Source organism: Pseudoduganella sp. GW821-FHT11H04 (assembly GCF_058807935.1).
This window is the reverse complement of sequence record NZ_JBXARE010000023.1, coordinates 12,323-38,565: the sequence shown is the minus strand read 5'-3', so window position 1 is coordinate 38,565 and position 26,243 is coordinate 12,323. Positions and strand designations below refer to the sequence as shown.

At 61.6% G+C, this 26,243-nt stretch carries 25 protein-coding genes; 15 read left to right on the top strand and 10 right to left on the bottom strand.

The window, feature by feature from the left end; translation table 11 throughout:
- Position 1 precedes the first annotated feature (1 nt).
- Genes AC1RTP_RS27620 through AC1RTP_RS27610 form a run of 3 tightly spaced genes read left to right on the top strand, consistent with a single transcriptional unit; the run spans position 2 to position 1,591 of the window.
- The gene (locus AC1RTP_RS27620; protein WP_498611849.1) at positions 2 to 472 is read left to right on the top strand and encodes a prepilin-type N-terminal cleavage/methylation domain-containing protein; all 471 of its coding nucleotides are present in this window, start codon (positions 2 to 4) and stop codon (positions 470 to 472) included.
- Entirely contained in the window at positions 466 to 840 is a 375-nt protein-coding gene (locus AC1RTP_RS27615; protein WP_498611848.1) for a type II secretion system protein, read from the top strand. The genes AC1RTP_RS27620 and AC1RTP_RS27615 overlap by 7 nt, the downstream gene beginning before the upstream one ends.
- Positions 806 to 1,591, top strand: a complete 786-nt coding sequence (locus AC1RTP_RS27610; protein WP_498611847.1) for a type II secretion system protein — start codon at positions 806 to 808, stop codon at positions 1,589 to 1,591. The genes AC1RTP_RS27615 and AC1RTP_RS27610 overlap by 35 nt, the downstream gene beginning before the upstream one ends.
- Here AC1RTP_RS27610 and murJ read toward each other — a convergent pair whose 3' ends face one another.
- Entirely contained in the window at positions 1,592 to 3,148 is a 1,557-nt protein-coding gene (murJ, locus tag AC1RTP_RS27605) for a murein biosynthesis integral membrane protein MurJ (protein ID WP_498611846.1), read from the bottom strand. It lies immediately after the preceding gene.
- Between the two features lie 172 nt (positions 3,149 to 3,320).
- Here murJ and rpsT point away from each other — a divergent pair, with 172 nt between their 5' ends.
- Entirely contained in the window at positions 3,321 to 3,587 is a 267-nt protein-coding gene (gene rpsT / locus AC1RTP_RS27600; RefSeq protein WP_055937377.1) for a 30S ribosomal protein S20, read from the top strand.
- Between the two features lie 90 nt (positions 3,588 to 3,677).
- On the opposite strand, the gene AC1RTP_RS27595 is transcribed toward rpsT, so the two are convergent.
- Both AC1RTP_RS27595 and AC1RTP_RS27590 read right to left on the bottom strand, forming a co-directional pair.
- Positions 3,678 to 3,956: a hypothetical protein gene (locus tag AC1RTP_RS27595; protein WP_498611845.1), complete on the bottom strand. Its 279-nt coding sequence runs from the start codon at positions 3,954 to 3,956 to the stop codon at positions 3,678 to 3,680.
- 80 nt (positions 3,957 to 4,036) lie between these two features.
- Positions 4,037 to 4,600: a pseudouridine synthase gene (locus tag AC1RTP_RS27590; protein WP_498611844.1), complete on the bottom strand. Its 564-nt coding sequence runs from the start codon at positions 4,598 to 4,600 to the stop codon at positions 4,037 to 4,039.
- 102 nt (positions 4,601 to 4,702) lie between these two features.
- Between AC1RTP_RS27590 and icd the strand changes: the two genes are divergently transcribed.
- From icd to AC1RTP_RS27570, 4 genes are all read left to right on the top strand, one after another.
- A complete protein-coding gene (icd, locus tag AC1RTP_RS27585) occupies positions 4,703 to 5,956 on the top strand; it encodes an NADP-dependent isocitrate dehydrogenase (RefSeq protein ID WP_498611843.1) in 1,254 nt (417 codons plus the stop codon).
- A 123-nt stretch (positions 5,957 to 6,079) separates the two neighbouring features.
- The gene (locus AC1RTP_RS27580) at positions 6,080 to 6,361 is read left to right on the top strand and encodes a hypothetical protein (RefSeq protein ID WP_498611842.1); all 282 of its coding nucleotides are present in this window, start codon (positions 6,080 to 6,082) and stop codon (positions 6,359 to 6,361) included.
- Positions 6,358 to 7,056 (top strand): LytR/AlgR family response regulator transcription factor, encoded by a 699-nt coding sequence (locus tag AC1RTP_RS27575; protein ID WP_498611841.1) that lies wholly within the window; start codon positions 6,358 to 6,360, stop codon positions 7,054 to 7,056. The genes AC1RTP_RS27580 and AC1RTP_RS27575 overlap by 4 nt, the downstream gene beginning before the upstream one ends.
- A 69-nt stretch (positions 7,057 to 7,125) precedes the next feature.
- Positions 7,126 to 7,629 (top strand): hypothetical protein, encoded by a 504-nt coding sequence (locus AC1RTP_RS27570; protein WP_498611840.1) that lies wholly within the window; start codon positions 7,126 to 7,128, stop codon positions 7,627 to 7,629.
- Here AC1RTP_RS27570 and AC1RTP_RS27565 read toward each other — a convergent pair.
- Positions 7,626 to 8,129 carry a GNAT family N-acetyltransferase gene (locus tag AC1RTP_RS27565; RefSeq protein WP_498611839.1) on the bottom strand — a complete coding sequence of 168 codons (504 nt, stop codon included), beginning with the start codon at positions 8,127 to 8,129 and terminating at the stop codon, positions 7,626 to 7,628. The genes AC1RTP_RS27570 and AC1RTP_RS27565 overlap by 4 nt on opposite strands.
- A gap of 81 nt (positions 8,130 to 8,210) precedes the next feature.
- The gene (gene cspE, locus AC1RTP_RS27560; protein ID WP_107141363.1) at positions 8,211 to 8,414 is read right to left on the bottom strand and encodes a transcription antiterminator/RNA stability regulator CspE; all 204 of its coding nucleotides are present in this window, start codon (positions 8,412 to 8,414) and stop codon (positions 8,211 to 8,213) included.
- Between the two features lie 325 nt (positions 8,415 to 8,739).
- On the opposite strand from cspE, the gene clpS reads away from it, so the two are divergent.
- The 3 genes from clpS (at position 8,740) to AC1RTP_RS27545 (ending at position 14,766) form a co-directional block, all read left to right on the top strand.
- A complete protein-coding gene (gene clpS, locus AC1RTP_RS27555; protein ID WP_498611838.1) occupies positions 8,740 to 9,042 on the top strand; it encodes an ATP-dependent Clp protease adapter ClpS in 303 nt (100 codons plus the stop codon).
- On the top strand, positions 9,039 to 11,339 hold the full coding sequence (clpA, locus tag AC1RTP_RS27550) for an ATP-dependent Clp protease ATP-binding subunit ClpA (protein ID WP_498611837.1): 2,301 nt from the start codon (positions 9,039 to 9,041) through the stop codon (positions 11,337 to 11,339). The genes clpS and clpA overlap by 4 nt, the downstream gene beginning before the upstream one ends.
- 91 nt (positions 11,340 to 11,430) lie before the next feature.
- A complete protein-coding gene (locus tag AC1RTP_RS27545; RefSeq protein ID WP_498611836.1) occupies positions 11,431 to 14,766 on the top strand; it encodes a S41 family peptidase in 3,336 nt (1,111 codons plus the stop codon).
- A gap of 6 nt (positions 14,767 to 14,772) precedes the next feature.
- Here the strand turns inward: AC1RTP_RS27545 and AC1RTP_RS27540 are convergent, their stop codons facing one another.
- The 5 genes from AC1RTP_RS27540 to prpR form a co-directional block, all read right to left on the bottom strand.
- Complete coding sequence (locus tag AC1RTP_RS27540; RefSeq protein WP_498611865.1) at positions 14,773 to 15,471, bottom strand: LytR/AlgR family response regulator transcription factor; 699 nt, start codon at positions 15,469 to 15,471, stop codon at positions 14,773 to 14,775.
- A complete protein-coding gene (locus AC1RTP_RS27535) occupies positions 15,471 to 16,493 on the bottom strand; it encodes a sensor histidine kinase (RefSeq protein ID WP_498611835.1) in 1,023 nt (340 codons plus the stop codon). The genes AC1RTP_RS27540 and AC1RTP_RS27535 overlap by 1 nt, the downstream gene beginning before the upstream one ends.
- A gap of 10 nt (positions 16,494 to 16,503) precedes the next feature.
- Positions 16,504 to 17,367 carry an alpha/beta fold hydrolase gene (locus AC1RTP_RS27530; RefSeq protein WP_498611834.1) on the bottom strand — a complete coding sequence of 288 codons (864 nt, stop codon included), beginning with the start codon at positions 17,365 to 17,367 and terminating at the stop codon, positions 16,504 to 16,506.
- A gap of 73 nt (positions 17,368 to 17,440) precedes the next feature.
- Entirely contained in the window at positions 17,441 to 18,481 is a 1,041-nt protein-coding gene (locus tag AC1RTP_RS27525) for a sensor histidine kinase (RefSeq protein ID WP_498611833.1), read from the bottom strand.
- Between the two features lie 75 nt (positions 18,482 to 18,556).
- On the bottom strand, positions 18,557 to 20,209 hold the full coding sequence (prpR, locus tag AC1RTP_RS27520; RefSeq protein ID WP_498611832.1) for a propionate catabolism operon regulatory protein PrpR: 1,653 nt from the start codon (positions 20,207 to 20,209) through the stop codon (positions 18,557 to 18,559).
- A 145-nt stretch (positions 20,210 to 20,354) separates the two neighbouring features.
- Here prpR and prpB point away from each other — a divergent pair, with 145 nt between their 5' ends.
- From prpB to prpF, 4 genes are read left to right on the top strand one after another with little or no spacing between them, the layout of a single operon-like run.
- The gene (gene prpB / locus AC1RTP_RS27515) at positions 20,355 to 21,242 is read left to right on the top strand and encodes a methylisocitrate lyase (protein WP_498611831.1); all 888 of its coding nucleotides are present in this window, start codon (positions 20,355 to 20,357) and stop codon (positions 21,240 to 21,242) included.
- A 26-nt stretch (positions 21,243 to 21,268) separates the two neighbouring features.
- A complete protein-coding gene (gene prpC / locus AC1RTP_RS27510) occupies positions 21,269 to 22,420 on the top strand; it encodes a bifunctional 2-methylcitrate synthase/citrate synthase (protein WP_498611830.1) in 1,152 nt (383 codons plus the stop codon).
- 2 nt (positions 22,421 to 22,422) lie between these two features.
- On the top strand, positions 22,423 to 25,020 hold the full coding sequence (acnD, locus tag AC1RTP_RS27505) for a Fe/S-dependent 2-methylisocitrate dehydratase AcnD (protein ID WP_498611829.1): 2,598 nt from the start codon (positions 22,423 to 22,425) through the stop codon (positions 25,018 to 25,020).
- A complete protein-coding gene (gene prpF, locus AC1RTP_RS27500; RefSeq protein ID WP_498611828.1) occupies positions 25,021 to 26,205 on the top strand; it encodes a 2-methylaconitate cis-trans isomerase PrpF in 1,185 nt (394 codons plus the stop codon). It abuts the gene before it with no gap.
- Positions 26,206 to 26,243: the final 38 nt, after the last annotated feature.

The following is a 26,243-nucleotide window of genomic DNA, read 5'->3' as shown; positions in this document are numbered from 1 at the left end:
CATGCGCGCGCGCGGATTCACCTTGATCGAATTGCTGGTGACGCTGGCCATCCTTGCCCTGCTCGCCACACTGGCGATCCCGGTCGGCCAGACTGTGGTCCAGCGCCGCAACGAACAGGACTTGCGCCGATCGCTGCACGAAATCCGCAAAGCGCTGGACGAGTACAAGGTGGCTTACGACGAAGGCCGCATCGCCAAGTCGATCACCGGCAACGGCTACCCGCGCACGCTGGAAACGCTGGTGGAAGGCGTAGTCGACCAACGCAACCCCAAGCGCGCCAAGATCTTCTTCCTGCGCCGCATTCCGCGCGACCCGTTCAGCAGCGACAGCAATGCCAGCAATGCCCAGACCTGGGGCAAGCGCAGCTACGCCAGCGAGGCCGACGACCCGCGCGAGGGCGAGGATGTATTTGACGTGTATTCGACTTCGGAGCAGGCAGGCCTGAACGGCGTGCCTTACAAGAAATGGTGAACAAAAAGGGCTTCACGCTGATCGAGTTGCTGGTGGTACTGGGCATTATCGCCTTGCTGCTGACGCTCGCCGTACCGCGTTATTTCCCGAGCGTGGACAAGACCAAGGAAACTATCCTGGCCGATAACCTGCGCAGTACGCGCGCCATCATCGACCAATACTACGGCGACACCGGCAAGTTCCCGGACAGCCTGGAGCAGCTGGTGGAGAGGAAATACCTGCGCGCGCTGCCGATCGACCCGATCACGGAAAAGAGCGACACCTGGGTCATCGTGCCACCGGACGATGTGACCAAGGGCAGCGTGGCAGACATCAAGAGCGGAGCGCCGGGCAATGACCGCAGCGGCAAGCCTTATTCGGAGTTCTAAACAGCAGGGGTTCACCTACGTCAGCGTGGTGATCCTGGTGACGATTATCGGCCTGGTAGGCGCGGCTTCGCTGCGCCTTGGCGTGACATTGCAGCGCGCCTTCGCAGAACAGGCTTTGCTGGATATCGGCCTGGAGTACAGCAATGCGCTGGCCAGCTATGCGGCCGCCACGCCGCAGGGCCAGCCCAACTATCCCAAATCGTTTGCGGAATTACTGAAGGACCCGCGCTTCCCGCAGCTGCGTCGCCATTTGCGCCGCATCTACGTCGACCCGATGACGGGCAAGGCGGAGTGGGGGATTGTGAAGGCCACCGAGAATGGCGGCATCCTGGGGATATTCAGCCTGTCGAAAGCGGTACCGATCAAGATCGGCAACTTCCCGGCACGCTTTTCGGCATTTGAGGGCCGCACCAGCTATGCGGACTGGAAGTTCAGCGGCGAAGGCGTGCAGGTGCCGGGTACGAAGGGCGGTGACGGGCAGCAGTCAGGCCAGCAACCCGGCCAGCCATCCAAGCCTGGATCCGGCATGCCGCCAAGCCCGATGACCGGCACGCAGCCGGGGACGCCAATCGGCGGCAAGCCAGGGACGCCGCAACAAGACCAGTCCAAGCCAAACGAGCCCGAACCGGCGCCGGAGCCGGAACCGCCGCAGGAGCCCCCGCAAGAACCGCAGGAGGCGCCGCAGGAGCAGCAGCCGGCGCAACCCGAGGAACCGGCGCGCGAACAGCCTGCGCCATCGAAGCGCAGCTGATTACTTTGCGCGGCGCTTGAAGTCTTTCAGGCGGAAACCGAGCGCGAACAGGGTGCCGAAATACACCACCACGCTGCCGCCAATCACCAGCAGCAGGGCGCCGGCGCGCAGGATGCCGTGGTGGCGCATGCCCAGCCAATCGAACTGCTGTCCGCCAAACCAGGCGGCCACACCCATCACGGCAATCGCGACGACCAGTTTGGTGAAGAAGCCCGACCATCCCGGCTGCGGCGCGTAAATGCCTTTCTGGCGCAGGCCGCGATACAGCAGGCTGGCATTGAGCAGGGCGGCAACGCTGATTGACAGCGCCAGGCCAGCGACGTTCAGCTTGAATACCTGGATAAAGACAAGGTTCAGCAACTGCGTGACCACCAGTACCAGCAAGCCAATGCGCACCGGCGTGCGCACGTCCTGGCGTGCATAGAACGCTGGTGTCAGCGACTTCACGAGGATGATGCCGAGCAGGCCAACCGCGTACGCCAGCAGCGGCTTGGCCGACTCGATCGCGGCCTTGTCGGTGAATTCGCCGTGATGGAACATGGTGGCGATCAGGGGCAGCGCCAGGACCGCGATGCCGACCGCCGCCGGGAAGGCAAGCAGGAAGGTCAGGCGCAGGCCCCAGTCCAGCAGGGCAGAGTATTCGGCGTGGTCCTGTTCCTGGCTGGCCTTGGACAGGCTTGGCAGCAGGATGGTGCCAAGCGCAACGCCCAGCAGCGCGTTAGGGAATTCCATCAGGCGGTCGGCGAACGTCAGCCAGGACACGCTGCCTTCCTCCATCCAGGAGGCATAGGTAGTGTTGATCATCAGGCTGATTTGCGCGACGGAGACGGCAAACACCGCCGGACCCATATTCTTCAGCACGCGGCGCACGCCCGCATCGGACAGGCCGACGCGCGGATTCCATGACAGTCGTGGCAGCATGCCGATCTTCACCAGTGAAGGCACCTGGATCGCCACCTGCAGAAGACCGCCTGCCATGACCGCGATGGCCATGGCATACACCGGCTGTTTCAGGTGCGGCGCCAGGAACAGGGCGGCGGCGATAAAGGAGAGATTGAGCAGGACGGGCGTGAAAGCCGGGATCTTGAACTGGCGCCAGGTATTCAGCACGCCGCTGGAAAGCGCGACGAAGGACATGCAGGCGATGTAAGGGAACATCAGGCGCGTCATCCAGACTGCCGCGTCGAACGAAGCTGGATCCTTGCTCAGGCCCGAACCAATCAGGTAGACGAACAATGGAGCGCCTATAATACCGACTGCACTTGTCGCCAGGGTGGCCCAGACCAGGACGGTCGCCACATGGTCCACCAGGGTGCGGGTGGCTTCCTCGCCTTGTTTGTTTTTGTATTCTGCCAACATTGGCACAAATGCCTGGGAAAACGCCCCTTCGGCAAACAGGCGCCGCAGCAGGTTGGGAATGCGGAAGGCAATGTAGAAGGCGTCGGTCAAGCCGCCGGCGCCGAAGGCACGGGCAAACAGGATGTCGCGCAGGAGTCCCGTGATGCGGGACAGCATTGTCATGCTGGAAATAGCAGCGAGGGTTTTGAGCAAGTTCATGGGGGGCGATTATATTTTGAATTGCCCTGACAGCAAAACCCCGTTATAATTTAAGGCTGTACAGAATTCAGTATGGCAGGCAACGACGTTCAGCCGGCTCTGAAAACACCGCACCGGTTTGGCAAACGCTATTGTTTGCAAACGAACTTTGACAACGAATTAGGATTCTCAAATGGCAAATACCGCACAAGCGCGCAAACGCGCTCGTCAAGCAGTTAAGCAAAACGCTCACAACTCCGCTCAGCGTTCGACCCTGCGTACCGCTATCAAAGCTGTTCGCAAGGCTATCCAGGCTGGCGACAAAGCTGCTGCTACCACCATCTTCCAAGCTTCCGTGTCGACCATCGACTCGATCGCTGACAAGAAAATCATCCACAAGAACAAGGCTGCTCGTCACAAGAGCCGTCTGGCAGCTGCCCTGAAGGCACTGTCCGCCTAAGTTCGTGTGCTGGCGGCACTAGCCGCCAAACAGGTGTACCGGAATAACCCGCATGGCATTGCGCCATAGCGGGTTTTTCGCTTTCTGCTTTTACTTCATAGAGGCCATCGAGGCGGCCGAAGCTGCTGCGGAGGCGGAGGCTGAGGCGGACGCTGCGTGTTTTTTCGTTTTGTGCTTAGCCATTGGGGCCGAGGACATCGACGCAGCGGAAGCAGCCGATGCCATGGAGGCGGCCGAAGCAGCCGAAGCCATGGAGGCAGCTGAAGCGGCGGAAGCCGCGGCCGAAGCAGAGGCTTTCATATGGTGGTCGGCAGCGAAGGCGGAGACGGAAAGCAGGGAGGCAAGCAGCGCGACAGTAGTCTTAGACATGACGAACTCCTTTTATAGTGGATAAAGGTTCAGGTGAACCTGATTCATCAACGCTGCCGGAACTTGCCCGGTTGACTTATTTATTCTGGCTTGAGGTCGTCCGGCGAGACTTCCATCCACTCGCCTGGCAGCAGCGGGTGGCTGGACAGGGAAATGCCGCCGATGGCCGAGCGCACCAGGCGCAGGGTAGGGTGGCCGATGGCCGCCGTCATGCGGCGCACCTGGCGGTTCTTGCCTTCTTGTAAAGTAATCGCAATCCAGGAGGTCGGCTGGCCGGCGCGCTGGCGGATCGGCGGATTGCGCGGCCACAGCCAGCCCGGTTCGGCGATGCGCACTGCCTGGCAGGGCTGGGTGGTGAAGTCGCCCAGGTCCAGCGGCGCCTGCAAGCGGGCCATGGCGCCGGCGTCGGGCACACCTTCCACCTGCACAAGGTAGGTTTTGGCTTCCTTGCGGTCGGGGTGGGCGATCTTGTGCTGCAGCTTGCCGTCATCGGTCATCAGCATCAGGCCCTCGCTGTCATAGTCGAGGCGGCCGGCTGGATAGATGTTCGGCGTCTTGATGTAGTGGGCCAGGGTTTCCTTATCTCCAGAGGGGGAAAACTGGCACAATACCTGGAAAGGTTTGTTAAAAAGTATCAGAGGCATAGGTTGCTAGTATAGCGCCCGGTAAAATACTGGTGCATAATGTGGAACGCTTGAGTCTTATGTCTTATAGAAGACTGCAAAAACCCTTCTTCGGAGAACACGATGTACCAACATATCAAAGTACCTGCCGACGGCCAGAAAATCACCGTAAACGCCGATTATTCCCTGAACGTGCCTGACACCCCGATCATTCCTTACCTGGAAGGCGACGGCACCGGCGTGGATATCACCCCGGTGATGATCAAGGTGGTGGATGCGGCTGTTGCCAAGTCTTACGGCGGCAAGCGCAAGATCAGCTGGATGGAGATCTTCGCCGGTGAAAAGTCGACCAAGGTCTATGGTCCGGACGTGTGGCTGCCGGAAGAGACCCTGAAGGTACTGAAGGATTATGTTGTGTCGATCAAGGGCCCGCTGACCACGCCGGTCGGCGGCGGCATCCGTTCCCTGAACGTGGCCCTGCGCCAGGAGCTGGACCTGTACGTCTGCCTGCGCCCGGTGCGCTACTTCAAAGGCGTGCCTTCGCCAGTGCGCGAGCCTGAGAAGACCGATATGGTGATCTTCCGCGAAAACTCGGAAGACATCTATGCGGGTATCGAGTGGCAGGAAGGTTCGGAAGGCGCCAAGAAGCTGATCGAGTTCCTGACCAAAGAAATGGGCGTGAAGAAGATCCGCTTCCCTGGCACCTCCGGCATCGGCGTCAAGCCGGTTTCGCGCGAAGGCACCGAGCGCCTGGTGCGCAAGGCGATCCAATACGCGATCGATAATGACAAGCCGTCCGTTACCATCGTCCACAAGGGCAACATCATGAAGTACACCGAAGGTGGCTTCCGTGACTGGGCCTACGAACTGGCACAGAAAGAATTCGGCGCGCAACTGATCGACGGCGGCCCATGGTGCAAGTTCAAGAATCCAAAGACCGGCCGCGAGATTACGGTGAAAGATTCGATCGCCGACGCCTTCCTGCAGCAGATCCTGCTGCGCCCAGCGGAGTACTCGGTGATCGCCACCCTGAACCTGAACGGCGACTACATCTCCGACGCGCTGGCAGCGCAAGTGGGCGGCATCGGTATCGCTCCGGGCGCCAACCTGTCCGACTCCGTGGCCATGTTCGAAGCGACCCACGGCACTGCGCCGAAGTACGCCGGCAAAGACTACGTGAACCCGGGTTCTCTGATCCTGTCCGCAGAAATGATGCTGCGCCATATGGGCTGGACCGAAGCGGCTGACTTGATCATTTCCTCGATGGAGAAGGCCATCGCCTCCAAGAAAGTCACCTACGACTTCGCCCGCCTGATGGAAGGCGCGACCCAGGTGTCGTGCTCCGGTTTCGGCGACGTGATGATCGAGCAGATGTAAGCTGAGCCAGCTCTCCAGCAAACCCCGCCATCCGCAAGGAGGCGGGGTTTTTATTTTGCTGCGCACGGAACTTCGTTGCGGCCCGATTGTCCAACGGTTGGGTCAAAGCGAAGGGAGATTGCCATGGAACGTGCGCCGATGGACGACGACAAATCGGCGAAGTCGCCAAGCGTCTGGACCGCCAGTATGATCGGATGGACCGGCTCGACACGCGTGTTGAACGGGTCGAGACGCGTGTGGATATCCTTGGCGATGCCTCTGGCTGAAAAGCGTAAGCATCAGGGCCGTGGGACGGGTTCCGCATATATTTTCAACAGCTTGCGGGAAGCTTTTGCCGATCGCGCCAGCTATGCAGCTGCGAGTCATGATGGACGTTGGCTGGCGCAGATCAGGATTCCAGCATGAATGTTCTGATCGTGGAAGATGAACCCCTGATCGCCCTGCGACTGGCGCGGGAGGTGCGTGCGTTTTTCGGGCCGCGCTTGGTCAAACTCGCACAGGGCGAGGATGTCGATGAGGTGCTCGACATATTGCATGCGGGGGAGGTCGACCTGCTGCTGCTTGATCTTAATTTGCATGGGGATGATGGCTTCCGCTTGCTTGACTTGGTCAGCCAAGGAAAATTCCGTACCATCATCGTCTCCGCCCACGCCGAGAGGGCGCTGCAAGGCTTTGATTTCGGTGTTCTCGACTTTGTCGCCAAGCCATTCAGCCAGGCCCGCCTTCACCAGGCATTCCAGCGCTTTGCCGAGAGCGCGGAGCAAGGGAGGGGGAGCTCATTGGTCGTCAAGAAAATGGGAGGTATCGAGTTGTTGCCATTCGACAAGATCAGCTTTATCGGCGCAGATGGGCACTACACACGGATCCACATGTGCGATGGCAGTGGACATTTTCATGACAGTCCGCTGGATAAGCTGATGGCCGGCCTGCCTGCCAATTTTTTGCGGGTACATCGCTCCTATGCGGTAAACATGCGCCACTTCGCCCGCTTGCGCATTGAAGCAGGCGGCAAATACCTGATTGATACGCTCAGCGAGCAGAGCATACCTGTTTCGCGCAGCCTGTATCCCGCCGTGAAAGACGTGTTGGCGAAACTCTGAGCGAGCGCAAAGTGGCCCTGCGTGGCGGGATGGACAATGGAACGTCCCCCGCCACGCAAGGAGTCTTCCATGTCGCAGAGCTTGCTTGACGATCAATCGTACCCGTCGGAAGATGATAAAGAAGCGCGAATTCACCAGCTGGAGAAAAAGGTGGATACCCTTAATTGCGAACTGGCCTTATTAAGACAGCACGTGGATAACGGCTTTGTCCTGGTTCGTTCCGACTTTGCAGCCCGTTTTTCCGAATCGGACTTGAAAAATGTCGAGCGATTCGCCGAGGCAGAACGCAAAAACGTTGAGCGCTTCGCCGAGTCGGAACGCAAAAACGTCGAGCGATTTGCCGGGATTCAATCTGAAATGCGCGATCGATTCGAGGAATCTGCGCGGCGCCAGGAGGACAGCATAAAAGCCCTTGGAAGCGAGCTGCGGGCCCAGATGCTTGAAATGGACAAGCGACAAGAGGCGCGCATTGTGGAAATGTCGCGGCGGCAGGATACATTCAGCCGCTGGATGGTCGGCCTCAGTTTAAGCGTGGTGATCTTGTTTGCCAATATGGCCAGCCGGCTCTTCTAATTGTGGCGGTAATGCAGGCAGGCCAGCGGGTGTTCCGCGACGACAGCGACAATAGGCGAAGGGCCGGCAAGCGAGAAGCCGGCGCGCTCCAGGACACGGGCGGAGGCGGCGTTGGCGATGGTGACGTGGGCGTCGAGGCCCGTTAGCTGCCATTGGCCGTAAGCGAGTTCCATCAAGTGTGAAAGCGCGGCGCCAGCCAGGCCGCGGCCGCAGGCGTAGGATGCAATGCGGTAGCCAACTTCGGCGCGCTGGGAAGCGTGGTCGATATCTTTCAGGTTGCAACGGCCGATAATCGCCCCATCTTCCTCCACAAGCAGGCAAGGATGCATGTCGCCAGCGGCAAAACGGGCCAGGTAGTCTTCTATATGGGACGCCACGCCGGCAAGCGTATAAAAGCCGGGCGAGCGGGCATCGACTTGCGATTCAAACCAGCCCCGGTTGGCGAGCTCGAATTCGAGCAGGGCGGGCGCGTCTGCTAGGCTGAGGGTACGAGTTTGCATGACGAATTTGGCATAATGCGCGCCCTGGTGGGGCGAAAAAAAACCCCGCGGGGCGGGGCTTTTCGTTGTCCGAGGCCGGGATTAGGAGGCCTGGATATTGGAAGCTTGCTTGCCTTTAGGGCCTTGCGTGACTTCGAACTGCACTTTTTGACCTTCTTTCAGGGTCTTGAAGCCGTTCATGTTAATAGCGGAAAAGTGCGCGAACAAATCCTCACCGCCATCATCAGGAGTGATGAAGCCAAAACCTTTGGAGTCATTGAACCACTTAACGGTACCAGTTGCCATATTAAAAAAACCTTCATTAAAAACGAATCACACGAGCCATAAAAGCAAGAAGCTTCCTGCCCCCTCCTCGACAACTCACTTCTTACCAACATGTACAGATCTGCACAAAGTCGATATCGCATTGTTGGCGTAACAATTTTTAATGTCAAGAGCTTTCACTAGCACATGGTGAGATTTATGCAACAGCTATTTTTCGACCTCTTGATTTTAGCCAAGCTGACCGCCATCTGCGGCAATGGACGAAAACGCGTAAGATGAGTACTGATGGAAATGCCCCTCTTAAATGGGCGTTGCATCCAGTCTGAAAGCATTAGAATATAAGCGTATGGCAACCAAGCAAGACACAGAAACCGTCCTGGAACGGCAGGCAATTAAGCCGCCACCTATGTACCAGGTGGCGTTGCTCAATGACGACTACACACCAATGGAGTTTGTAGTGGCGATCATCCAGGAGTATTTCAATAAGGACCGGGAAACGGCCACACAAATTATGCTGAGTGTCCATCGCTACGGCAAAGGCGTGTGCGGCGTTTTCTCTAAAGATATAGCTTCAACCAAAGTGGAGTTTGTTTTAACGCATGCACGCAAGGCGGGGCATCCCCTGCAATGTGTGATGGAGGAAGTATGATTGCGCAGGAATTAGAAGTAAGTTTGCATATGGCCTTTGTCGAGGCGCGGCAGGCACGGCATGAGTTCATCACCGTGGAACACCTGTTGCTGGCGCTGCTGGACAATCCATCGGCAGCCGAGGTGCTGCGCGCCTGCGCGGTGAATATTGAGGACCTTCGCAAAACGCTGACGAACTTCATCGGCGATAACACCCCGACCGTGCCTGGCACCGGCGAAGTGGATACCCAGCCAACCCTGGGCTTCCAGCGCGTCATCCAGCGCGCGATCATGCACGTGCAGTCGGCCTCCAACGGCAAGAAGGAAGTCACCGGCGCCAACGTGCTGGTTGCGATCTTCGGCGAGAAGGACTCCCACGCTGTTTACTACCTGCACCAGCAGGGCGTAACCCGCCTGGACGTGGTCAACTTCATTTCGCACGGCGTACGCAAGGACCAGCAAATGGATTCCGGCAAAGCGTCCGAGGGCGTGGAAGAGGGCACCGTGCCCGAAGGCCAAGCCAAGGAATCGCCGCTGGACCAGTTCACGCAGAACCTGAACAAGGCCGCCGCCGAGGGCAAGATCGATCCGCTGATCGGCCGCGAAGACGAAGTGGATCGCGTGATCCAGGTACTGTGCCGCCGCCGCAAAAACAACCCGCTGCTGGTGGGCGAAGCCGGCGTTGGCAAGACCGCTATTGCGGAGGGCCTGGCTTACCGCATCACCCAGAACGACGTGCCTGAAGTACTGACTAATGCTGTCGTGTACTCGCTCGACATGGGCGCGCTGCTGGCCGGTACCAAATACCGCGGCGACTTCGAACAGCGCCTGAAGGCCGTGCTCAAGCAGCTGAAAGACAATCCGAACGGTATCCTGTTCATCGACGAGATCCACACCATTATCGGCGCCGGTTCGGCATCGGGCGGCACGCTGGACGCGTCCAACCTGCTGAAACCAGCTTTGGCGAACGGGCAACTGAAGTGCATCGGCGCGACTACCTTCACGGAATTCCGTGGCGTGTTCGAGAAAGACCATGCATTGAGCCGTCGCTTCCAGAAGGTCGACGTTAACGAACCGACCGTGGAACAGACCGTGCAGATCCTGCGCGGCCTGAAGTCGCGCTTCGAAGAACACCATGGCGTGAAGTATTCCTCGTCGGCGCTGACTACGGCGGCTGAACTGGCGGCGCGCTTCATCAACGACCGCCACCTGCCGGACAAGGCGATTGACGTAATCGACGAGGCGGGCGCTGCACAGCGTATCCTGCCGAAGTCGAAGCAGAAGAAAACCATCGGCAAGACCGAGATCGAGGAAATCATTTCCAAGATCGCACGTATCCCGCCGCAGACCGTCAACCAGGACGACCGCAGCAAGCTGGCCACCATCGACCGCGACCTGCGCAACGTGGTGTTCGGCCAGGACCCTGCGATCGATGCGCTGGCTTCCGCGATCAAGATGTCGCGCGCCGGCCTGGGCAAGCAGGATAAGCCTATCGGTTCCTTCCTCTTCTCCGGCCCGACCGGCGTCGGCAAGACCGAGGTGGCCAAGCAGCTCGCCTTCATCCTGGGCATTGAGCTGATCCGCTTCGACATGTCGGAATACATGGAACGCCATGCGGTGAGCCGTTTGATCGGCGCGCCTCCTGGTTACGTGGGTTACGACCAGGGCGGCCTGCTGACCGAGGCGATCACCAAGAAGCCGCACGCCGTGCTGCTGCTGGACGAAATCGAGAAGGCGCATCCGGATATCTTCAATATCCTGCTGCAGGTGATGGACCACGGCACGCTGACCGACAACAACGGCCGCAAAGCCGACTTCCGCAACGTGATCATCATCATGACCACCAATGCCGGCGCGGAAAGCCTGCAGAAGCGTTCGATCGGCTTCACCGACAGCAAGGAAGCCGGCGACGAGATGGCGGACATCAAGCGCATGTTCACGCCGGAGTTCCGCAACCGTCTGGATGCGACCATCAGCTTCCGCGCGCTGGACGAGGAAATCATCCTGCGCGTGGTGGACAAGTTCCTGATGCAGCTGGAAGAGCAGCTGCACGAGAAGAAGGTGGAAGCGATCTTCAGCGAGAAACTGCGCAAGTTCCTCGCGAAGAAAGGTTTCGATCCTTTGATGGGCGCGCGCCCGATGTCGCGCCTGATCCAGGACCTGATCCGCAAGGCGCTGGCCGACGAGCTGCTGTTTGGCCGCCTGGTATCCGGTGGCCGCGTGATCGTGGAACTGGACGACGCCGAAGCGATCAAGCTGGAATTCCCGGAACCGGATGCGACGCCAACGCCGCCGCCGGAAACCGTCGAAGTCGAATAAGCGGCCCACCGCTTTTCCAACGCCGCAGCGCAGCACCGAAAATCGGCACAACCCGCCCACTGGGCGGGTTTTTTATTGCACAATCTCGTGCATGAAAATTTCTCTCGCGCTCTCGCTTGGCCTTCTGGCTACCTCTGCCCACGCAGCCGATCCCTATCTCCGTTTTCCTGCTGTGCGCGGCGACACCGTGGTGTTCACCGCCGAAGGCGATTTGTGGAAAACCGGCCTGCAAGGCGGGGCGGCGCAGCGCCTGACCACCCATGCCGGTACCGAGTCGATGGCGGCGATTTCGCCGGACGGCGAGTGGCTGGCCTTTGTCGGCAGCTACGAGGGCACGCCCGAAGCGTATGTGATGCCGCTCGCCGGCGGCTTGCCGAAGCGGCTGACCTTCGCTAACGAGAATGTTCGGGTGCTGGGCTGGACCGCCCAGGGCGAGGTGCTGGTAGCGATGCCGGCGCAGGTCGGGCCGCGCAACCAGTGGGAAGTGTCGGCCGTGAAGCCGGCCACGCTGGCGCGCCGCACCTTCCAGGTGGCCGATGCCAACGACGCCGTGCTGGATGATGGGGGCAAGACCCTGTACTTCACCCGCCTTGGCCTGGTGATGACGGGCGATAACGTCCGTCGCTACCGCGGCGGGGCGCATGCGCAGCTGTGGCGCTACGATCTCGGAGGCGGCGAGGCGCGCCAGGTGTTCGGCGCCGATGCGGGCAACAACAAGCGCCCGATGTGGTGGAATGGCCGTCTGTATTTCATCAGCGACCGCGATGGCTCGGACAATATCTGGTCCAGCGACGCGAATGGCGGCGACCTGCGCCAGCACACCAGGCATAAGGACTGGGACGTACGCAATGCGGCCTTGGGCGATGGCCGCATCGTCTACCAGTTGGGCGCGGACGTGCAGGTGCTGGAGCTGGCCGGCGGCGCCTCCAAGCCGCTGAAAGCGTCGCTGCTGTCCGACTTCGACCAACAGCGCACGCGCCAGATCCGCTCGCCACTGGACGCTCTGACCAGCACCGCCTTGTCCGCGCGCGAGGAGCGTGTGGTGATCACAGCGCGAGGCCGGGTAAGCATTGCCGGAACCGGCAGCTTGCGTCGGGTGGAGATCGCCATTCCGGAAGGCGCACGCGCGCGTGACGCGGTGTTCAGCCATGACGAGAAGTCGGTGTACGCGATCGTCGACACCAGCGGCGAAAACGAAATCTGGAAATTCGCTGCCGACGGTTCGGGCAAGGGCGAGCGCCTGACCACGGACGGTAATAACCACCGCTGGGCGCTGTATCCTTCGCCGGACGGCAAGTGGCTGGCGCACACCGACAAGAAAGGGCGTATGTGGCTGCTGGACCTGGCCACGCGCTCGAACGCGCTGATCGACGATGCCGGCAAGGCGGGCGTCGACCAGCATGATACCGCCGTGTGGTCGGCCGACGGGCGTAACCTGGCTTTCGTACGCTCGGATACCAGCGCGCAGCGTGACCAGATCGGCCTGTACTCCGTGGAGAACAGGCAGCTGGCCTTCGTTACCGGCGACCGTTATCCGTCCGAATCGCCGGCGTTCTCGCCGGATGGCCGCTGGCTTTACTTCCTGTCGGCCCGCAATTTTACGCTGGCCAATGGTTCGCCATGGGGCGACCGCAATATGGGGCCGGTGTTCGATAAGCGCGTCGGCGTGTTCGCGCTGGCGCTGCAGCCTGGTAATCGCTTCCCCTTCAAGGCCGATGATGAATTGAGCAAGGCCGCCGCCAAGCCGGCCGAGACGCCTGAAGACAAGGCCGCCGAGAAGGCGGTGGAGAAGGCTGCCGACAAGGCGGCCGACGCCAAGGCCACGCCGGGGGCGGGCGGCGCCAAGACTGGTGCCGCGGCCAAACCGCTGCCGGCCATCGTGTTTGCCGGCCTGTCCGACCGTGTGTACGAAGTCCCGCTGGCCGCCGGCAATTACCGCGACCTGGCGGCGGACGACAAGCGCCTGTACTTCCTCGAGCGCGAAAGCAACGAGGGCCGCTACGCGCTGAAGACCTTGGCTATTGCCCGCACCAGCCCACAGCCGGAAACCTTCATGGCGGGCGTGCGCAGCTATGACCTGTCCGGCGACCATAAGCACGTGTACTACCGTACCTTCTCCGCCAGCGGTCCTGGCGACATGATGATCGTGGAGGCGGGCGCCAAGGCGCCGACCGACACCAGCAAGGCCAAGGTGCGCGTGGACGACTGGATGCTGATCTCGAACCCGCGCCTGGAATGGACGCAGATGTTCAACGACGCCTGGCGCATGCACCGCGATTTCCTGTACGACGCCAAGATGCGCGGCGTGGACTGGAATGCCGTGCGCTCCAAATACACCCCGCTGGTCGAGCGTGTCAGCGAGCGCGCGGAATTGAACGACATCCTCGGCATGATGGTGGCGGAAGTGGGGGCTTTGCATTCGCAGGTGGCGCCAGGCGATATCCGCCGTCCCGCACCGGAAGGCAGCCCGGCCGCCCTGGGCGCCGTGCTGGCCCGCAGCGATAAGGGCTATCGCGTTGAACACATCTACCGCACCGAACCCGAGCAACCGAACGCCCGCTCGCCGCTGGCGCAGCCGGACGTGGACGTGCATGAAGGCGACGTCATCACGGCAGTCAACGGCAAGCCGGTACTGGAAGCGCGCGATATTTCCGACTTGCTGCTGAACCAGGCCGACAAGCAGGTGCTGTTGAACGTGACTACCGCCAAAGGCGCCGCGCGAACCGTGATCGTGACGCCGGTGGCGCAGTCGCGCCAGGCAACGCTGCGCTATGGCGATTGGGAGCAGGGCCTGGCGCACCAGGTAGGCCAGGCCTCGAAAGGCCGCATCGGCTACCTGCACCTGCGGGCCATGGGTTCGGGCGATATTGCTACCTTCGCCCGCGAGTTCTACGCCAATGTCGACCGCGATGGCCTGATCATCGACGTTCGCCGCAACCAGGGCGGGAATATCGACAGCTGGATCATTGAAAAGCTGCTGCGCAAAGCCTGGGCATACTGGGCGCCGCCATCTGGCCGCACTTACCCGAATATGCAAAACACCTTCCGGGGCCACTTGGTGGTACTGGTCGATGAGCTGACTTATTCGGACGGCGAGACTTTCGCAGCCGGCATCAAGTCGCTGGGACTGGCGCCGCTGGTGGGCAAGCGCACCGCCGGCGCTGGCGTCTGGCTCAGCGACCGTAATCGCCTGGCCGACAACGGCATGGTGCGCGTGGCCGAGAATGGCCAGTTCAGCGAAGCGGACGGCCAGTGGCTGATCGAAGGCGTGGGGGTGGTGCCGGATGTGGAGGTGGATAACCTGCCGCACGCCACTTACGCGGGCCGCGATCGTCAGCTGGAAGTGGCGATTGAAATGCTGCAGAAGAAACTGAGGGAGCAGCCGGTGAAGCCGCTGCAGCCGCAGGCGATTCCAGCGCTGAAATAAGAAGCGTCAGAATTCCTGCAGCTGCTTGAGCGCCGCCGCCCGGCGGCGCGATACTTCCACATCCAGATCGGGCAGGCGCAGGGTCAGGCCGCCGCCTTCATCGCTATCGATGCTGCGCACCGCAGCCAGGTTGACGATATGGCGGCGGCTGGCGCGGAAGAACTGCTGCGGGTCCAGGCGTTGCTCCAGTTGCAGCAGTGAGCGCGCCAGCAGCGGCCTGGCGTCGTCGAAGTAGAGGCGGGTGTAATTGCCCTCCGACTCGAATAGACGGATATCTTCCAGCCGCACGAACCAGCAGCGTTCACCGTCGCGGATAAACAGCTTGCGCGGCGTGCTGCTTGGTGTGGGCGCCAGGCCAAGACGAGCGGCAGCGCGTTCCAGTGCCGCAGTCAGTCGCTGAGGTTCGATGGGCTTCATCAGGTAATCCAGCGCGCTGGCTTCAAAGGCTTGCAGCGTGTACTGGTCGAAGGCGGTGGTGAAGATCACCTCAGGCGCATCGTCCAGGGCCGCAAGCAGGTCGAAGCCGCTGCCGCCGGGCATTTGCACGTCCAGCAGGAGCAGGTCGGGGTCGAGCGAGGCCACCAACTGCGCGGCTTCCGCCGCATTGGCTGCTTCGCCGATGATTTCGACTCCGGGATGCTTGGAGAGCATGCGGCGCAATTCGGCGCGCGCCAGGCGCTCGTCGTCGACGATCAGGACGCGCATCATGCGGCCACCGGGAATTGCAAGGTTGCACGCACCCAGCCGCTGCTCTCGCTCAGTTGCAGGCTGGCTTCCTCGCCCATCGACAGGGCCAGGCGCTTGCGGGTGTTGGTCAGGCCGACTTTCGTTGAATCGCCGATGGCGCGGATGGCGCCGGCATTGGCAATTTCAATCAGGGCGTTTTCGCCGGCGCGGCGCGCGGTGATGCGGATTTCGCTGCCGGTGGTGCTCATTTCCACGCCGTATTTGACCGCGTTTTCCACCAGGGTTTGCAGGGACATCGGCGGGATCCGCACGTCTTCCAGGCCCGGCTCAATCTCGATGCTGGCGCGCAGCCTTTCTTCAAAGCGGATCTTTTCGATGGCCAGGTATGCTTCCACAGCTTCCAGCTCCTTGTGCAAAGGTACGGTATCGGACTGGCCGGATTGCAGGGCATAGCGCATCAGGCTCGCCAGCTGGTCGATCATCTGCGCGGCCGAATCAGGCTCTTCGTAGACCAGGGCGCGGATGCTGTTCAGGCTATTGAAGAAGAAGTGGGGATTGACCTGGGCTTGCAGCGCGCGCAGTTCGGAATCCTTGGCCTGGATTTCCATGCGCAGGGCGGTGGCTTCAAACTGGTTGGCGCGGCGCAGGGCCATCGCTGCAAGGTAGCCGATATGCCACACCAGGAAAATGCATATCCAGAATGCCAGTGCGCTTGGGAGCCACGCCAGGCCATCGACCTTGCCGAGTTCAAAGTAAATGGCCGTCGCGACACTCGCTGTCTGCAGTGGTCCGAGCAGGAAGACTGGGCCCAGGAGCATGCGCCATTTGATTGCACCGACATTCCATCGGCGCGCCTTGATCACGCGGTGCCACAGGTCCGACAACATCAAGCCGCTCACGCCGTACCACGCGCAGGTGGCGATGCTCAGGAAGCGGCCGTAGGTCAGTACAACCACGATGAACACCAGCGCCCAGCCAATCAGCTGAAGAATCCAGTACCAGTTAAGCCTTGCCAGCAGCGGACGCGCGGTGTGTGCCATGGTTTGCGAATTATTGGATAAATTGGTCGATGCGAGCATACATCCATTCCGGCTCGTCGTACATGATGAAGTGACGGGCGGTGTCGGCCAGCTCCACTTTCACACCCGGCAGTTTGGCGTATTGGGCTTTGAACAGTCCTTCGATGGCTTCCTTGGGAGCGTAGGCCTTGTAGGAGATCCAGGTGCCGAGTACCAGCGTCGGAGCCTTGATGCGTCCGATGTCTTCGCGCAGGTCGGTGGACATGATGTCGTACATTGCGTCCGTGATAGTGGCGCGGTCGGACTGCTTGCCCCAGTCGGCAATGCGCTTTGCATTTTCCGGTGCGGTGACCAGGGTGGCCGCGCTACGCAGCTGCATGGCGCCGAAGGTGGCGTCGTCTTGGCCGCGCATGCCATCGCGCATTTGGGTGGCAACAGCTTGCAACTGGTCCTTGGTGATGGTCGGGTTGCGGGTGGCGCCCATCGCAGGGAAGCTGTCAATGATGACCAGGCGGCCGACTTTTTCTGGATAATCGCTGGCGAGTTTCATGCCGAGGAAGCCTCCCAAGCTATGGCCGATCACAGTTGGTTTGACCAGCTTGTTGGCGGTGATGTATTCGGCCAGCTGCTTTTCGGCGGCCGGCAGCAGGTTTTCGCCGGAGAGGGCGGGCACGCCGGCGAAACCTGCCAGGGTGAGGATATGGCACTGGTGTTTAACGCACATATGGGCGGCGGTGTCTTTCCACACTTCGCCGGACGAGGCCAGACCAGGGATCAGGATGACCGGCTCGCCGCTACCTTTTACTTCAGCCTTGAAAGCCGTTGCTGCGACAGCTGGGATGGACGCTGCGGCCAGCAGCAGGGAGACGGCAACTTGAGCAAATTTGGTTTTCATTTGGTGTTTCCTCCTTGTGAAGCAAACTTTATCGGCGTCGTCGCCAGCGCAAAATCGAAAACGTGATGAACGGTCAAACTGCGTGATGAGCGGCGGGGAAGGTGAGCGTGGCGCACACCCAGCCATCGCGTTCGCTGAGGTCCAGGCTGGCCTGCTCGCCCTTGGCAAGCGACAGGCGCTTGCGCGCGTTGCTGACCCCTATACGCGTGGAAGTGGAGTTGGCGAGCAGCTTGCCCTGGTTGGCGACTTCGATCACGGCGCAGCCGCTTTGCAGGCGCGCGGCTATGCGGATCTCGCTGCCTTCCGTGCGGCGTTCAACGCCATACTTGACGGCGTTTTCGACCAGTGTCTGCAAAGTCATCGGCGGCAAGGTCACTTGCGCCACCCCAGGCTCGATCTCGAAATGCATGCGCAGGCGCTCCTCGAAGCGGATCTTTTCAATGGCCAGATAGGCGCGAACGGCATCGAGCTCCTGCTGCAGCGGCACGCAACCGTTAAAGGTGGACAACAGCGTATAGCGCATCAGCGTTGCCAGGCGGTCGACCATATTGGCAGCATTGTCAATGTCTTCGTACATCAGGGCGCGAACGCTGTTCAGGCTATTGAAGAAGAAATGCGGATTAACCTGCGATTGCAGTGCGCGCAATTCGGCTTCCTTGGCCAGCAGTTCCAGGCGCAAGGTTTCGGCTTCGAGCAACAGGGCCTCTGCCTCCAGCCTCTGATTGCGCCTGATCGAGAGCGCCGCCATATAGCAGGCATTCCAGGCCAGCATGGTGCCGATCCAGAACGTCAGCAGCGAGAGGATCCAGGCCAGGTTGCCGGGACGCCAGCTCGCGCCGGATACCGCCATGTCGACCAGCGTATTGCTGGCCGACTGGATCAGGCCCAGGACGACGGAAGCGATGATGGCGGCCGGCCAAGCCAGCTGCTTGCCGCACTTCAGGCGCAGCTTGCACACCTGGCGCCACAAGGTGGTCAGCGCAATACCGCTCACGCCGCACCATGCCGAAAGCGGCATGAATCTCACTTCGAGCCGGTCGACGAAGACGGTGAATAGCGCCACGCCACTCCAGCCAAGCAGTTGGAGCAGCCAAAAATATTGGGTCCTTTTCATGGGGCTGGAGCATACCGTATCCAGTGTCTCCGGTTGAAGCTTGGGTGACGAATGGTCGAAACAAGTGATGGATGGTTAGCTGGCGGATTCTTCGCGCAGGCGGCGCCACAGGGTGGTGCGGCTGATGCCGAGGTAATCGGCGGCGGCATCGCGGCGGCCGCCGAAGCGGGCAAGTACTTCGGTGGCGCTTTCGGCGTTGCTGGCACGGGGTGCCGCAGTTGCGGTCAGCGCCGATGCCGGAGCCGCCAGCAGTGGCATGACCGACGATGCGGAGCTCAGCTCAGGTGCGACGCTGGCGACGAAGCTTGGCGTCAGGGCTTGCAGCGGTTCGGCGGCGAGGAAGAGCGCGAGGCGTTCGGTCAGGTTGCGCAGTTCGCGTACATTTCCTGGCCAGTCGTATCGCAGCAGCAGGGGCGCGCAGGCGGCCAGTTCGGCCGGCAGGTTGGGGTGGGCGCGCGCACTAAGGCTGGCAAGCGCGGTGCGCAGCGACCATTCGGCCAGCGGCAGGATATCGGCTGGACGTTCACGCAAGGGCGGCAGCGACATGCGCAACACAGCCAGGCGGTAGAAAAGGTCAGCGCGGAAGCGGCCTTCACGCACGCGCGCCTCCAGGTCGCAGTGGGTGGCGCTGATGATGCGTACATTGATCGGAATCGGCCGTGTGCCGCCGACTCGCACAACTTCGCGTTCTTCCAGCACGCGCAGCAAGCGCGTTTGCAGCGTAAGCGGCATTTCGCCGATTTCGTCGAGGAACAGGGTGCCGCGGTTGGCCGCTTCGAACAGGCCCGCGTGGCCGCCGCGCCTGGCGCCGGTGAAGGCGCCTTCTTCATGGCCGAACAGTTCGGATTCCAGCAGGGATTCGGCGATGGCGCCGCAGTTCACAGCCACGAAGGGCCGGTTGGCGCCGCCCATGGTGCGCGGGGATTCTCGGTGGATGGCTTGCGCCACCAGCTCCTTGCCGCAGCCCGTTTCGCCTTGAATCAGTACCGTGGCGGGGGATTTTGCATACAGCACGACAGCCTGGCGTACGCGTTCCATGGCGTCGGACTCGCCGCGCAGGTCGGCCAGTCCGTGCTTGGCGCGCAGGGTGTCGGCCACCACGTGGCGCCTGCTGCGGTTGGTCTCCAGCTGCGCCAGGCGCGCCAGTTCCAGTGCATCGTCAAAGGCCTGGCGAATCGAGGCGGCGGAATAGACGAACACGCCGGTCAGGCCGGCTTCTTCAGCGAGGTCGGTAATCAGGCCGGCGCCGACGATGGCCTTGATGCCCGAAGCCTTGAGGTCATTGATCTGGGCGCGCGCATCCTCTTCCGTAGCGTAAGTGCGCTGCTCGATCGGCACGCCGAAGGTGTTGGCGAATTCGGCCAGCGCCGGTATATCGTCCTGGTAGGTGATCACGCCGATGCGGTCGGACACCTTGCGCGCGCGGGCCAGCGCCTGCATGAAATCGAAGCCGCTGGCCTTGGCGATCACCACCGGTACCGACAAGCGGCCCTTTAAATAAGCTGCATTCGATCCGGCCGCAATCACGGCATCGCAACGTTCCGTCGCCAGTCGCTCGCGGATATGGCGCGCCGCTTCGTCAAAGCCAAGATTGATCGGCTCGATGTCGGCCAGGGCATCGTACTCCAGCGTGATGTCGCGGAACAGTTCCGACAGGCGCGAAACGGAAACCGTCCAGATGACCGGTTTGTCGGCGGGGTCGAAGGGTAGGGGCGTGGAATGTCGCATGTTTCAATGTTGCATTTCAATGTTTCAACTTGAAACATAGCACTCTGGGCAGAATGTTGCAAGTGCTTGATTTTTCAGGAGTGGGCCGGCTGGCACGCCACTTGCACTATGCACGGCAGACTTCTCAATTACTTTTAAGGACACCATGAGCCAATATTCCGCAGGCGCCGCCTTCCGCAAGGCCGTGCAAGAAGAGTCCCCGTTGCAGGTTGTAGGCGCGATCAACGCCAACCACGCCTTGCTGGCCAAGCGCGCCGGTTTCAAGGCGATCTACCTGTCGGGTGGCGGTGTGGCTGCCGGCTCCCTGGGCCTGCCGGACCTGGGCATCTCCGGCCTGGACGACGTGCTGACCGACGTGCGCCGCATCACCGATGTGTGCGACCTGCCGCTGCTGGTGGACGTGGATACCGGCTTCGGCTCCTCCGCCTTCAACGTGGCGCGCACCGTCAAGTCGATGATCAAATTCGGCGCCGCCGCCATGCATATCGAAGACCAGGTGGGCGCCAAGCGTTGCGGCCACCGTCCGGGCAAGGAAATCGTGTCCAAGGGCGAAATGATCGACCGTATCAAGGCCGCAGTTGACGCGCGTACCGATGAAAACTTCGTGATCATGGCCCGTACCGATGCACTGGCCGTGGAAGGCCTGGACGCCGCGATCGACCGTGCAGTCGCTTGCGTGGAAGCCGGCGCCGACATGATCTTCCCTGAGGCGATGATCTCCCTGGACATGTACAAACAGTTCGCCGCTGCCGTGAAAGTGCCGGTGCTTGCCAACATCACCGAATTCGGCTCGACCCCGCTGTTCACCGTGGAAGAACTGAAGTCCGCCGACGTGGGCCTGGTGCTGTACCCGCTGTCCGCCTTCCGCGCCATGAACAAGGCTGCCGAGAATGTCTACACCGCGATCCGCCGCGACGGCACCCAGCAAGCCGTGATCGACACCATGCAGACCCGCGCCGAACTGTACGAGCGCATCAATTATCACGATTTCGAACAGAAGCTCGATGCACTGTTCGCAGCCGCTAAAAAATAAATCAATCGATTCGAGGAGAGACCAACATGACCGAAGCAGCTCCAGCCTTCAAACCAAAGAAATCCGTCGCCCTGTCCGGCGTTGCAGCCGGCAATACCGCCCTGTGCTCCGTCGGCAAGACCGGCAATGACCTGCATTACCGCGGCTACGACATCCTGGACGTCGCCACCACCTGCGAATTCGAAGAAATCGCCTACCTGCTGGTGCACGGCAAGCTGCCGAATGTGGCCGAACTGAAAGGCTACAAGAAAAAGCTGAAGTCCCTGCGCGGCCTGCCGCAAGGCGTGAAGTCCGCCCTGGAAGCGCTGCCAGCCTCCGCCCACCCGATGGACGTGATGCGCACCGGCGTGTCCGTGCTGGGCTGCTGCCTGCCTGAGAAGGACGACCACAATATCGCTGGCGCGCGCGACATCGCCGACCGCCTGATGGCATCGTTCGGCTCCATGCTGCTGTACTGGTACCACTTCAGCACCAACGGCAAGCGCATCGACGTGGAAACCGACGACGAAACCATCGGCGGCCACTTCCTGCACCTGCTGCACGGCGAAAAGCCTTCCGAATCGTGGGTTCGTGCGATGCACACCTCCCTGATCTTGTATGCGGAACACGAGTTCAACGCTTCCACCTTCACCAGCCGCGTCATTTCCGGCACTGGTTCCGATATCCACTCCGCCATTACCGGCGCGATTGGCGCACTGCGCGGCCCTAAGCACGGCGGCGCCAACGAAGTGGCGCTGGACATCCAGCAGCGCTACGAAAACGCCGATGAAGCGGAAGCGGACATCCGCAACCGCGTCGCCAACAAGGAAGTGGTGATCGGCTTCGGCCACCCTGTGTACACCATCTCCGACCCGCGTAACGTGGTAATCAAGGAAGTGGCGCGTACCCTGTCGCAGGAAGCCGGTTCGACCAAGATGTTCGACATCGCCGAGCGCCTGGAATCCGTGATGTGGGAAATCAAGAAGATGTTCCCGAACCTGGACTGGTTCTCCGCCGTTTCGTACCACATGATGGGCGTGCCAACCGCCATGTTCACCCCGTTGTTCGTGATCTCCCGTACCTCGGGCTGGGCTGCCCACGTGATCGAACAGCGTATCGACAACAAGATCATTCGTCCAAGCGCCAACTACGTCGGCCCTGAAGACCTGGGCTTCGTACCATTGAAGGACCGCAAGTAATCATGAACAGCCAATACCGCAAACAACTCCCGGGCACCAAGCTCGATTACTTCGACGCGCGCGAAGCCGTCGATGCAATCAAGCCGGGCGCCTACGCCACGCTGCCGTACACCTCGCGCGTACTGGCGGAAAACCTGGTGCGCCGCTGCGACCCGGCGACGCTGACCGCCTCGCTGTCGCAGCTGATCGAGCGCAAGCGCGACCTGGACTTCCCATGGTTCCCGGCGCGCGTGGTCTGCCACGACATCCTGGGCCAGACCGCCCTGGTCGACCTGGCCGGCCTGCGCGACGCGATCGCGGAGCAGGGCGGCGATCCAGCCCTGGTCAATCCTGTGGTGCCGACCCAGCTGGTGGTCGACCATTCGCTGGCCGTGGAATGCGGCGGTTTCGACCCGGACGCGTTCAACAAGAACCGCGCCATTGAAGACCGCCGTAACGAAGACCGCTTCGACTTCATCAACTGGACCAAGAAGGCTTTCCAGAACGTCGACGTGATCCCGCCGGGTAACGGCATCCTGCACCAGATCAACCTGGAGCGCATGTCGCCGGTCATCCAGGTGAGCGACGGCGTGGCCTACCCGGACACCCTGGTCGGCACCGACTCCCACACCCCGATGGTGGACGCGCTGGGCGTGATCGCCATCGGCGTGGGCGGCCTGGAAGCGGAAACCGTCATGCTGGGCCGCGCTTCCTGGATGCGCCTGCCGGACATCATCGGCGTTGAACTGACCGGCAAGCCGCAGCCTGGCATTACCGCCACCGACACCGTGCTGGCGCTGACCGAATTCCTGCGCAAGGAAAAAGTCGTCTCGGCCTACCTGGAGTTCTACGGCGAAGGCTCGACCGCGCTGACCCTGGGCGACCGCGCCACCATCTCCAATATGGCGCCGGAATTCGGCGCCACCGCGGCGATGTTCTCCATCGATGCGCAAACCATCAAGTACCTGAAGCTGACCGGCCGCGATGACGACCTGGTGGAATTGGTGGAAACCTACGCCAAGCACACCGGCCTGTGGTCGGACGACCTGGCCAAGGTGGAATACGAGCGCGTGCTGAAGTTCGACCTGTCGAGCGTGGTGCGCAATATCGCCGGCCCATCGAATCCGCACAAGCGCGTTCCTACCTCCGAGCTGGCAGCACGCGGCATTTCCGGCGTGGTGGAAAACGAGCCGGGCAAGATGCCTGACGGCGCCGTGATCATTGCCGCCATCACCAGCTGCACCAACACCAACAATCCGCGCAATATGATCGCTGCCGGCCTGCTGGCCCGCAATGCGAACAAGGCCGGCCTGCTGCGCAAGCCTTGGGTCAAGTCCTCGCTGGCGCCAGGCTCCAAAGCCGTGACGCTGTACCTGGAAGAAGCAGGCCTGATGCCTGAACTGGAAAAGCTGGGCTTCGGCGTTGTGGCTTACGCCTGCACCTCCTGCAATGGCATGTCCGGCGCGCTGGATCCGGTGATCCAGAAGGAAGTCGTGGAGCGCGACCTGTACGCAACCGCTGTGCTGTCGGGCAACCGCAACTTCGACGGCCGTATCCACCCGTACGCCAAGCAGGCTTTCCTGGCTTCGCCGCCGCTGGTGGTGGCCTACGCCATCGCCGGCACCATCCGTTTCGATATCGAAAAGGATGTGCTGGGCCACGATGCATCGGGCAAGGCAATCACCCTGAAGGACCTTTGGCCGACCGACGAAGAGATCGACGCCATCGTCGCTTCCTCCGTCAAACCGGATCACTTCCGCAAGGTCTACATTCCGATGTTCGCGCGCAGCGAAGAGAACGCCGAAAGCGCCGATCCGCTGTACGACTGGCGTCCGCAATCGACCTATATCCGCCGTCCGCCGTACTGGGAAGGCGCACTGGCCGGCGAGCGTACCCTGAGCGGCATGCGTGCACTGGCCGTGCTGGGCGATAACATCACCACCGACCACCTGTCGCCATCGAACGCGATCATGATGGATTCCGCTGCAGGCGAATACCTGCACAAAATGGGCCTGCCTGAAGAGGACTTCAACTCTTACGCAACCCACCGCGGCGACCACCTGACCGCGCAACGCGCCACCTTTGCCAACCCAACTCTGAAGAACGAAATGGTGCGCAGCGCCGACGGCAGCATCAAGGCCGGCTCGCTGGCCCGCGTTGAGCCGGAAGGCAAAGTGACCCGCATGTGGGAAGCCATTGAAACCTATATGGACCGCAAGCAGCCGCTGATCGTGATCGCCGGCGCCGACTACGGCCAGGGCTCCTCGCGCGACTGGGCAGCGAAGGGCGTGCGCCTGGCCGGCGTGGAAGCGATTGTGGCCGAAGGCTTCGAGCGTATCCACCGCACCAACCTGGTCGGCATGGGCGTGCTGCCGCTGGAGTTCAAGCCGGGCGTGAACCGCCTGACCCTGGGCATCGACGGCACCGAGACCTTCGACGTGATCGGTGAGCGTGCACCGCGTGCAACCCTGACCCTGGTGATCAACCGTAAAAACGGCGAACGCGTTGAAGTGCCGGTGACCTGCCGCCTCGATTCGTCGGAAGACGTGTCGATCTACGAGGCAGGTGGCGTGCTGCAGCGCTTTGCGCAGGACTTCCTCGAATCTGCAAAGGCGGCCTGAATGACGTATAGACCGCAAATCAAGGTACCGGCCACGTATATGCGCGGCGGCACCAGCAAGGGCGTGTTCTTCCGGCTGCAGGACCTGCCGGAAGCCGCGCAAGTGCCAGGCAAGGCGCGCGACGCCTTGCTGCTGCGCGTGATCGGCAGCCCCGACCCATACGGCAAGCAGATTGACGGCATGGGCGGTGCGACTTCGAGCACCAGCAAGACGGTGATCCTGTCCGCCTCCACCCGCGCCGATCACGACGTGGACTACCTGTTCGGCCAGGTCAGCATCGACAAGGCTTTCGTTGACTGGAGCGGCAACTGCGGCAACCTGTCGGCAGCCGTTGGCGCCTTCGCCATCAGCGGCGGCCTGGTTGCGCCGGCCCGTGTGCCGCGCGACGGCATGGCCGTGGTGCGTATCTGGCAAGCCAATATCGGCAAGACCATCATCGCCCACATCCCGATGACGAACGGCGAAGTGCAGGAAACCGGCGGCTTCGAGCTGGATGGCGTAACCTTCCCGGCCGCCGAGGTGCAGCTGGAATTCATGGACCCGGCGGCGGAAGAAGAGGGCGCCGGCGGCTCGATGTTCCCGACCGGGAACCTGGTCGACGACCTGGAGGTTCCAGGTGTCGGCACGCTGAAGGCGACCATGATCAACGCCGGCATCCCGACCATCTTCATCAATGCCGACGCCATCGGCTACGACGGTACCGAGCTGCAGGAAGCGATCAACGGCGATGCCGCCGCGCTGGCGAAGTTCGAGACCATCCGTGCCCATGGCGCGCTGCGTATGGGCCTGATCAAGGACCTGTCGGAAGCGGCCTCCCGCCAGCACACGCCGAAAGTCGCCTTCGTCGCGCAGCCGGCCGGCTACAACGCATCCAGCGGCAAGCAGGTGCAGGCTGCCGATATCGACCTGCTGGTGCGCGCGCTCTCCATGGGCAAGCTGCACCACGCGATGATGGGTACGGCTGCCGTGGCAATCGGCACGGCAGCCGCCATTCCCGGCACCCTGGTCAACCTGGCGGCAGGCGGCGGTGAGCGTGAAGCGGTGCGCTTCGGCCACCCTTCGGGCACGCTGCGCGTTGGCGCACAGGCGACGCAGGAAAACGGCGAGTGGACTGTGAAGAAGGCCATCATGAGCCGCAGCGCACGCGTGCTGATGGAAGGCTGGGTGCGCGTGCCGCAGGAGTAGTTTCAACCGTGCGTTGATATTCGGCGCAATTTGCTATC

Coding starts and splice junctions, on each gene's coding strand:
- AC1RTP_RS27620 (WP_498611849.1), top strand. CDS start 2: ATGCGCGCGCGCGGATTCACCTTGATCGAATTGCTGGTGACGCTGGCC.
- AC1RTP_RS27615 (WP_498611848.1), top strand. CDS start 466: ATGGTGAACAAAAAGGGCTTCACGCTGATCGAGTTGCTGGTGGTACTG.
- AC1RTP_RS27610 (WP_498611847.1), top strand. CDS start 806: ATGACCGCAGCGGCAAGCCTTATTCGGAGTTCTAAACAGCAGGGGTTC.
- murJ (WP_498611846.1), bottom strand. CDS start 3,148: ATGAACTTGCTCAAAACCCTCGCTGCTATTTCCAGCATGACAATGCTG.
- rpsT (WP_055937377.1), top strand. CDS start 3,321: ATGGCAAATACCGCACAAGCGCGCAAACGCGCTCGTCAAGCAGTTAAG.
- AC1RTP_RS27595 (WP_498611845.1), bottom strand. CDS start 3,956: ATGTCTAAGACTACTGTCGCGCTGCTTGCCTCCCTGCTTTCCGTCTCC.
- AC1RTP_RS27590 (WP_498611844.1), bottom strand. CDS start 4,600: ATGCCTCTGATACTTTTTAACAAACCTTTCCAGGTATTGTGCCAGTTT.
- icd (WP_498611843.1), top strand. CDS start 4,703: ATGTACCAACATATCAAAGTACCTGCCGACGGCCAGAAAATCACCGTA.
- AC1RTP_RS27580 (WP_498611842.1), top strand. CDS start 6,080: ATGGAACGTGCGCCGATGGACGACGACAAATCGGCGAAGTCGCCAAGC.
- AC1RTP_RS27575 (WP_498611841.1), top strand. CDS start 6,358: ATGAATGTTCTGATCGTGGAAGATGAACCCCTGATCGCCCTGCGACTG.
- AC1RTP_RS27570 (WP_498611840.1), top strand. CDS start 7,126: ATGTCGCAGAGCTTGCTTGACGATCAATCGTACCCGTCGGAAGATGAT.
- AC1RTP_RS27565 (WP_498611839.1), bottom strand. CDS start 8,129: ATGCAAACTCGTACCCTCAGCCTAGCAGACGCGCCCGCCCTGCTCGAA.
- cspE (WP_107141363.1), bottom strand. CDS start 8,414: ATGGCAACTGGTACCGTTAAGTGGTTCAATGACTCCAAAGGTTTTGGC.
- clpS (WP_498611838.1), top strand. CDS start 8,740: ATGGCAACCAAGCAAGACACAGAAACCGTCCTGGAACGGCAGGCAATT.
- clpA (WP_498611837.1), top strand. CDS start 9,039: ATGATTGCGCAGGAATTAGAAGTAAGTTTGCATATGGCCTTTGTCGAG.
- AC1RTP_RS27545 (WP_498611836.1), top strand. CDS start 11,431: ATGAAAATTTCTCTCGCGCTCTCGCTTGGCCTTCTGGCTACCTCTGCC.
- AC1RTP_RS27540 (WP_498611865.1), bottom strand. CDS start 15,471: ATGCGCGTCCTGATCGTCGACGACGAGCGCCTGGCGCGCGCCGAATTG.
- AC1RTP_RS27535 (WP_498611835.1), bottom strand. CDS start 16,493: ATGGCACACACCGCGCGTCCGCTGCTGGCAAGGCTTAACTGGTACTGG.
- AC1RTP_RS27530 (WP_498611834.1), bottom strand. CDS start 17,367: ATGAAAACCAAATTTGCTCAAGTTGCCGTCTCCCTGCTGCTGGCCGCA.
- AC1RTP_RS27525 (WP_498611833.1), bottom strand. CDS start 18,481: ATGAAAAGGACCCAATATTTTTGGCTGCTCCAACTGCTTGGCTGGAGT.
- prpR (WP_498611832.1), bottom strand. CDS start 20,209: ATGCGACATTCCACGCCCCTACCCTTCGACCCCGCCGACAAACCGGTC.
- prpB (WP_498611831.1), top strand. CDS start 20,355: ATGAGCCAATATTCCGCAGGCGCCGCCTTCCGCAAGGCCGTGCAAGAA.
- prpC (WP_498611830.1), top strand. CDS start 21,269: ATGACCGAAGCAGCTCCAGCCTTCAAACCAAAGAAATCCGTCGCCCTG.
- acnD (WP_498611829.1), top strand. CDS start 22,423: ATGAACAGCCAATACCGCAAACAACTCCCGGGCACCAAGCTCGATTAC.
- prpF (WP_498611828.1), top strand. CDS start 25,021: ATGACGTATAGACCGCAAATCAAGGTACCGGCCACGTATATGCGCGGC.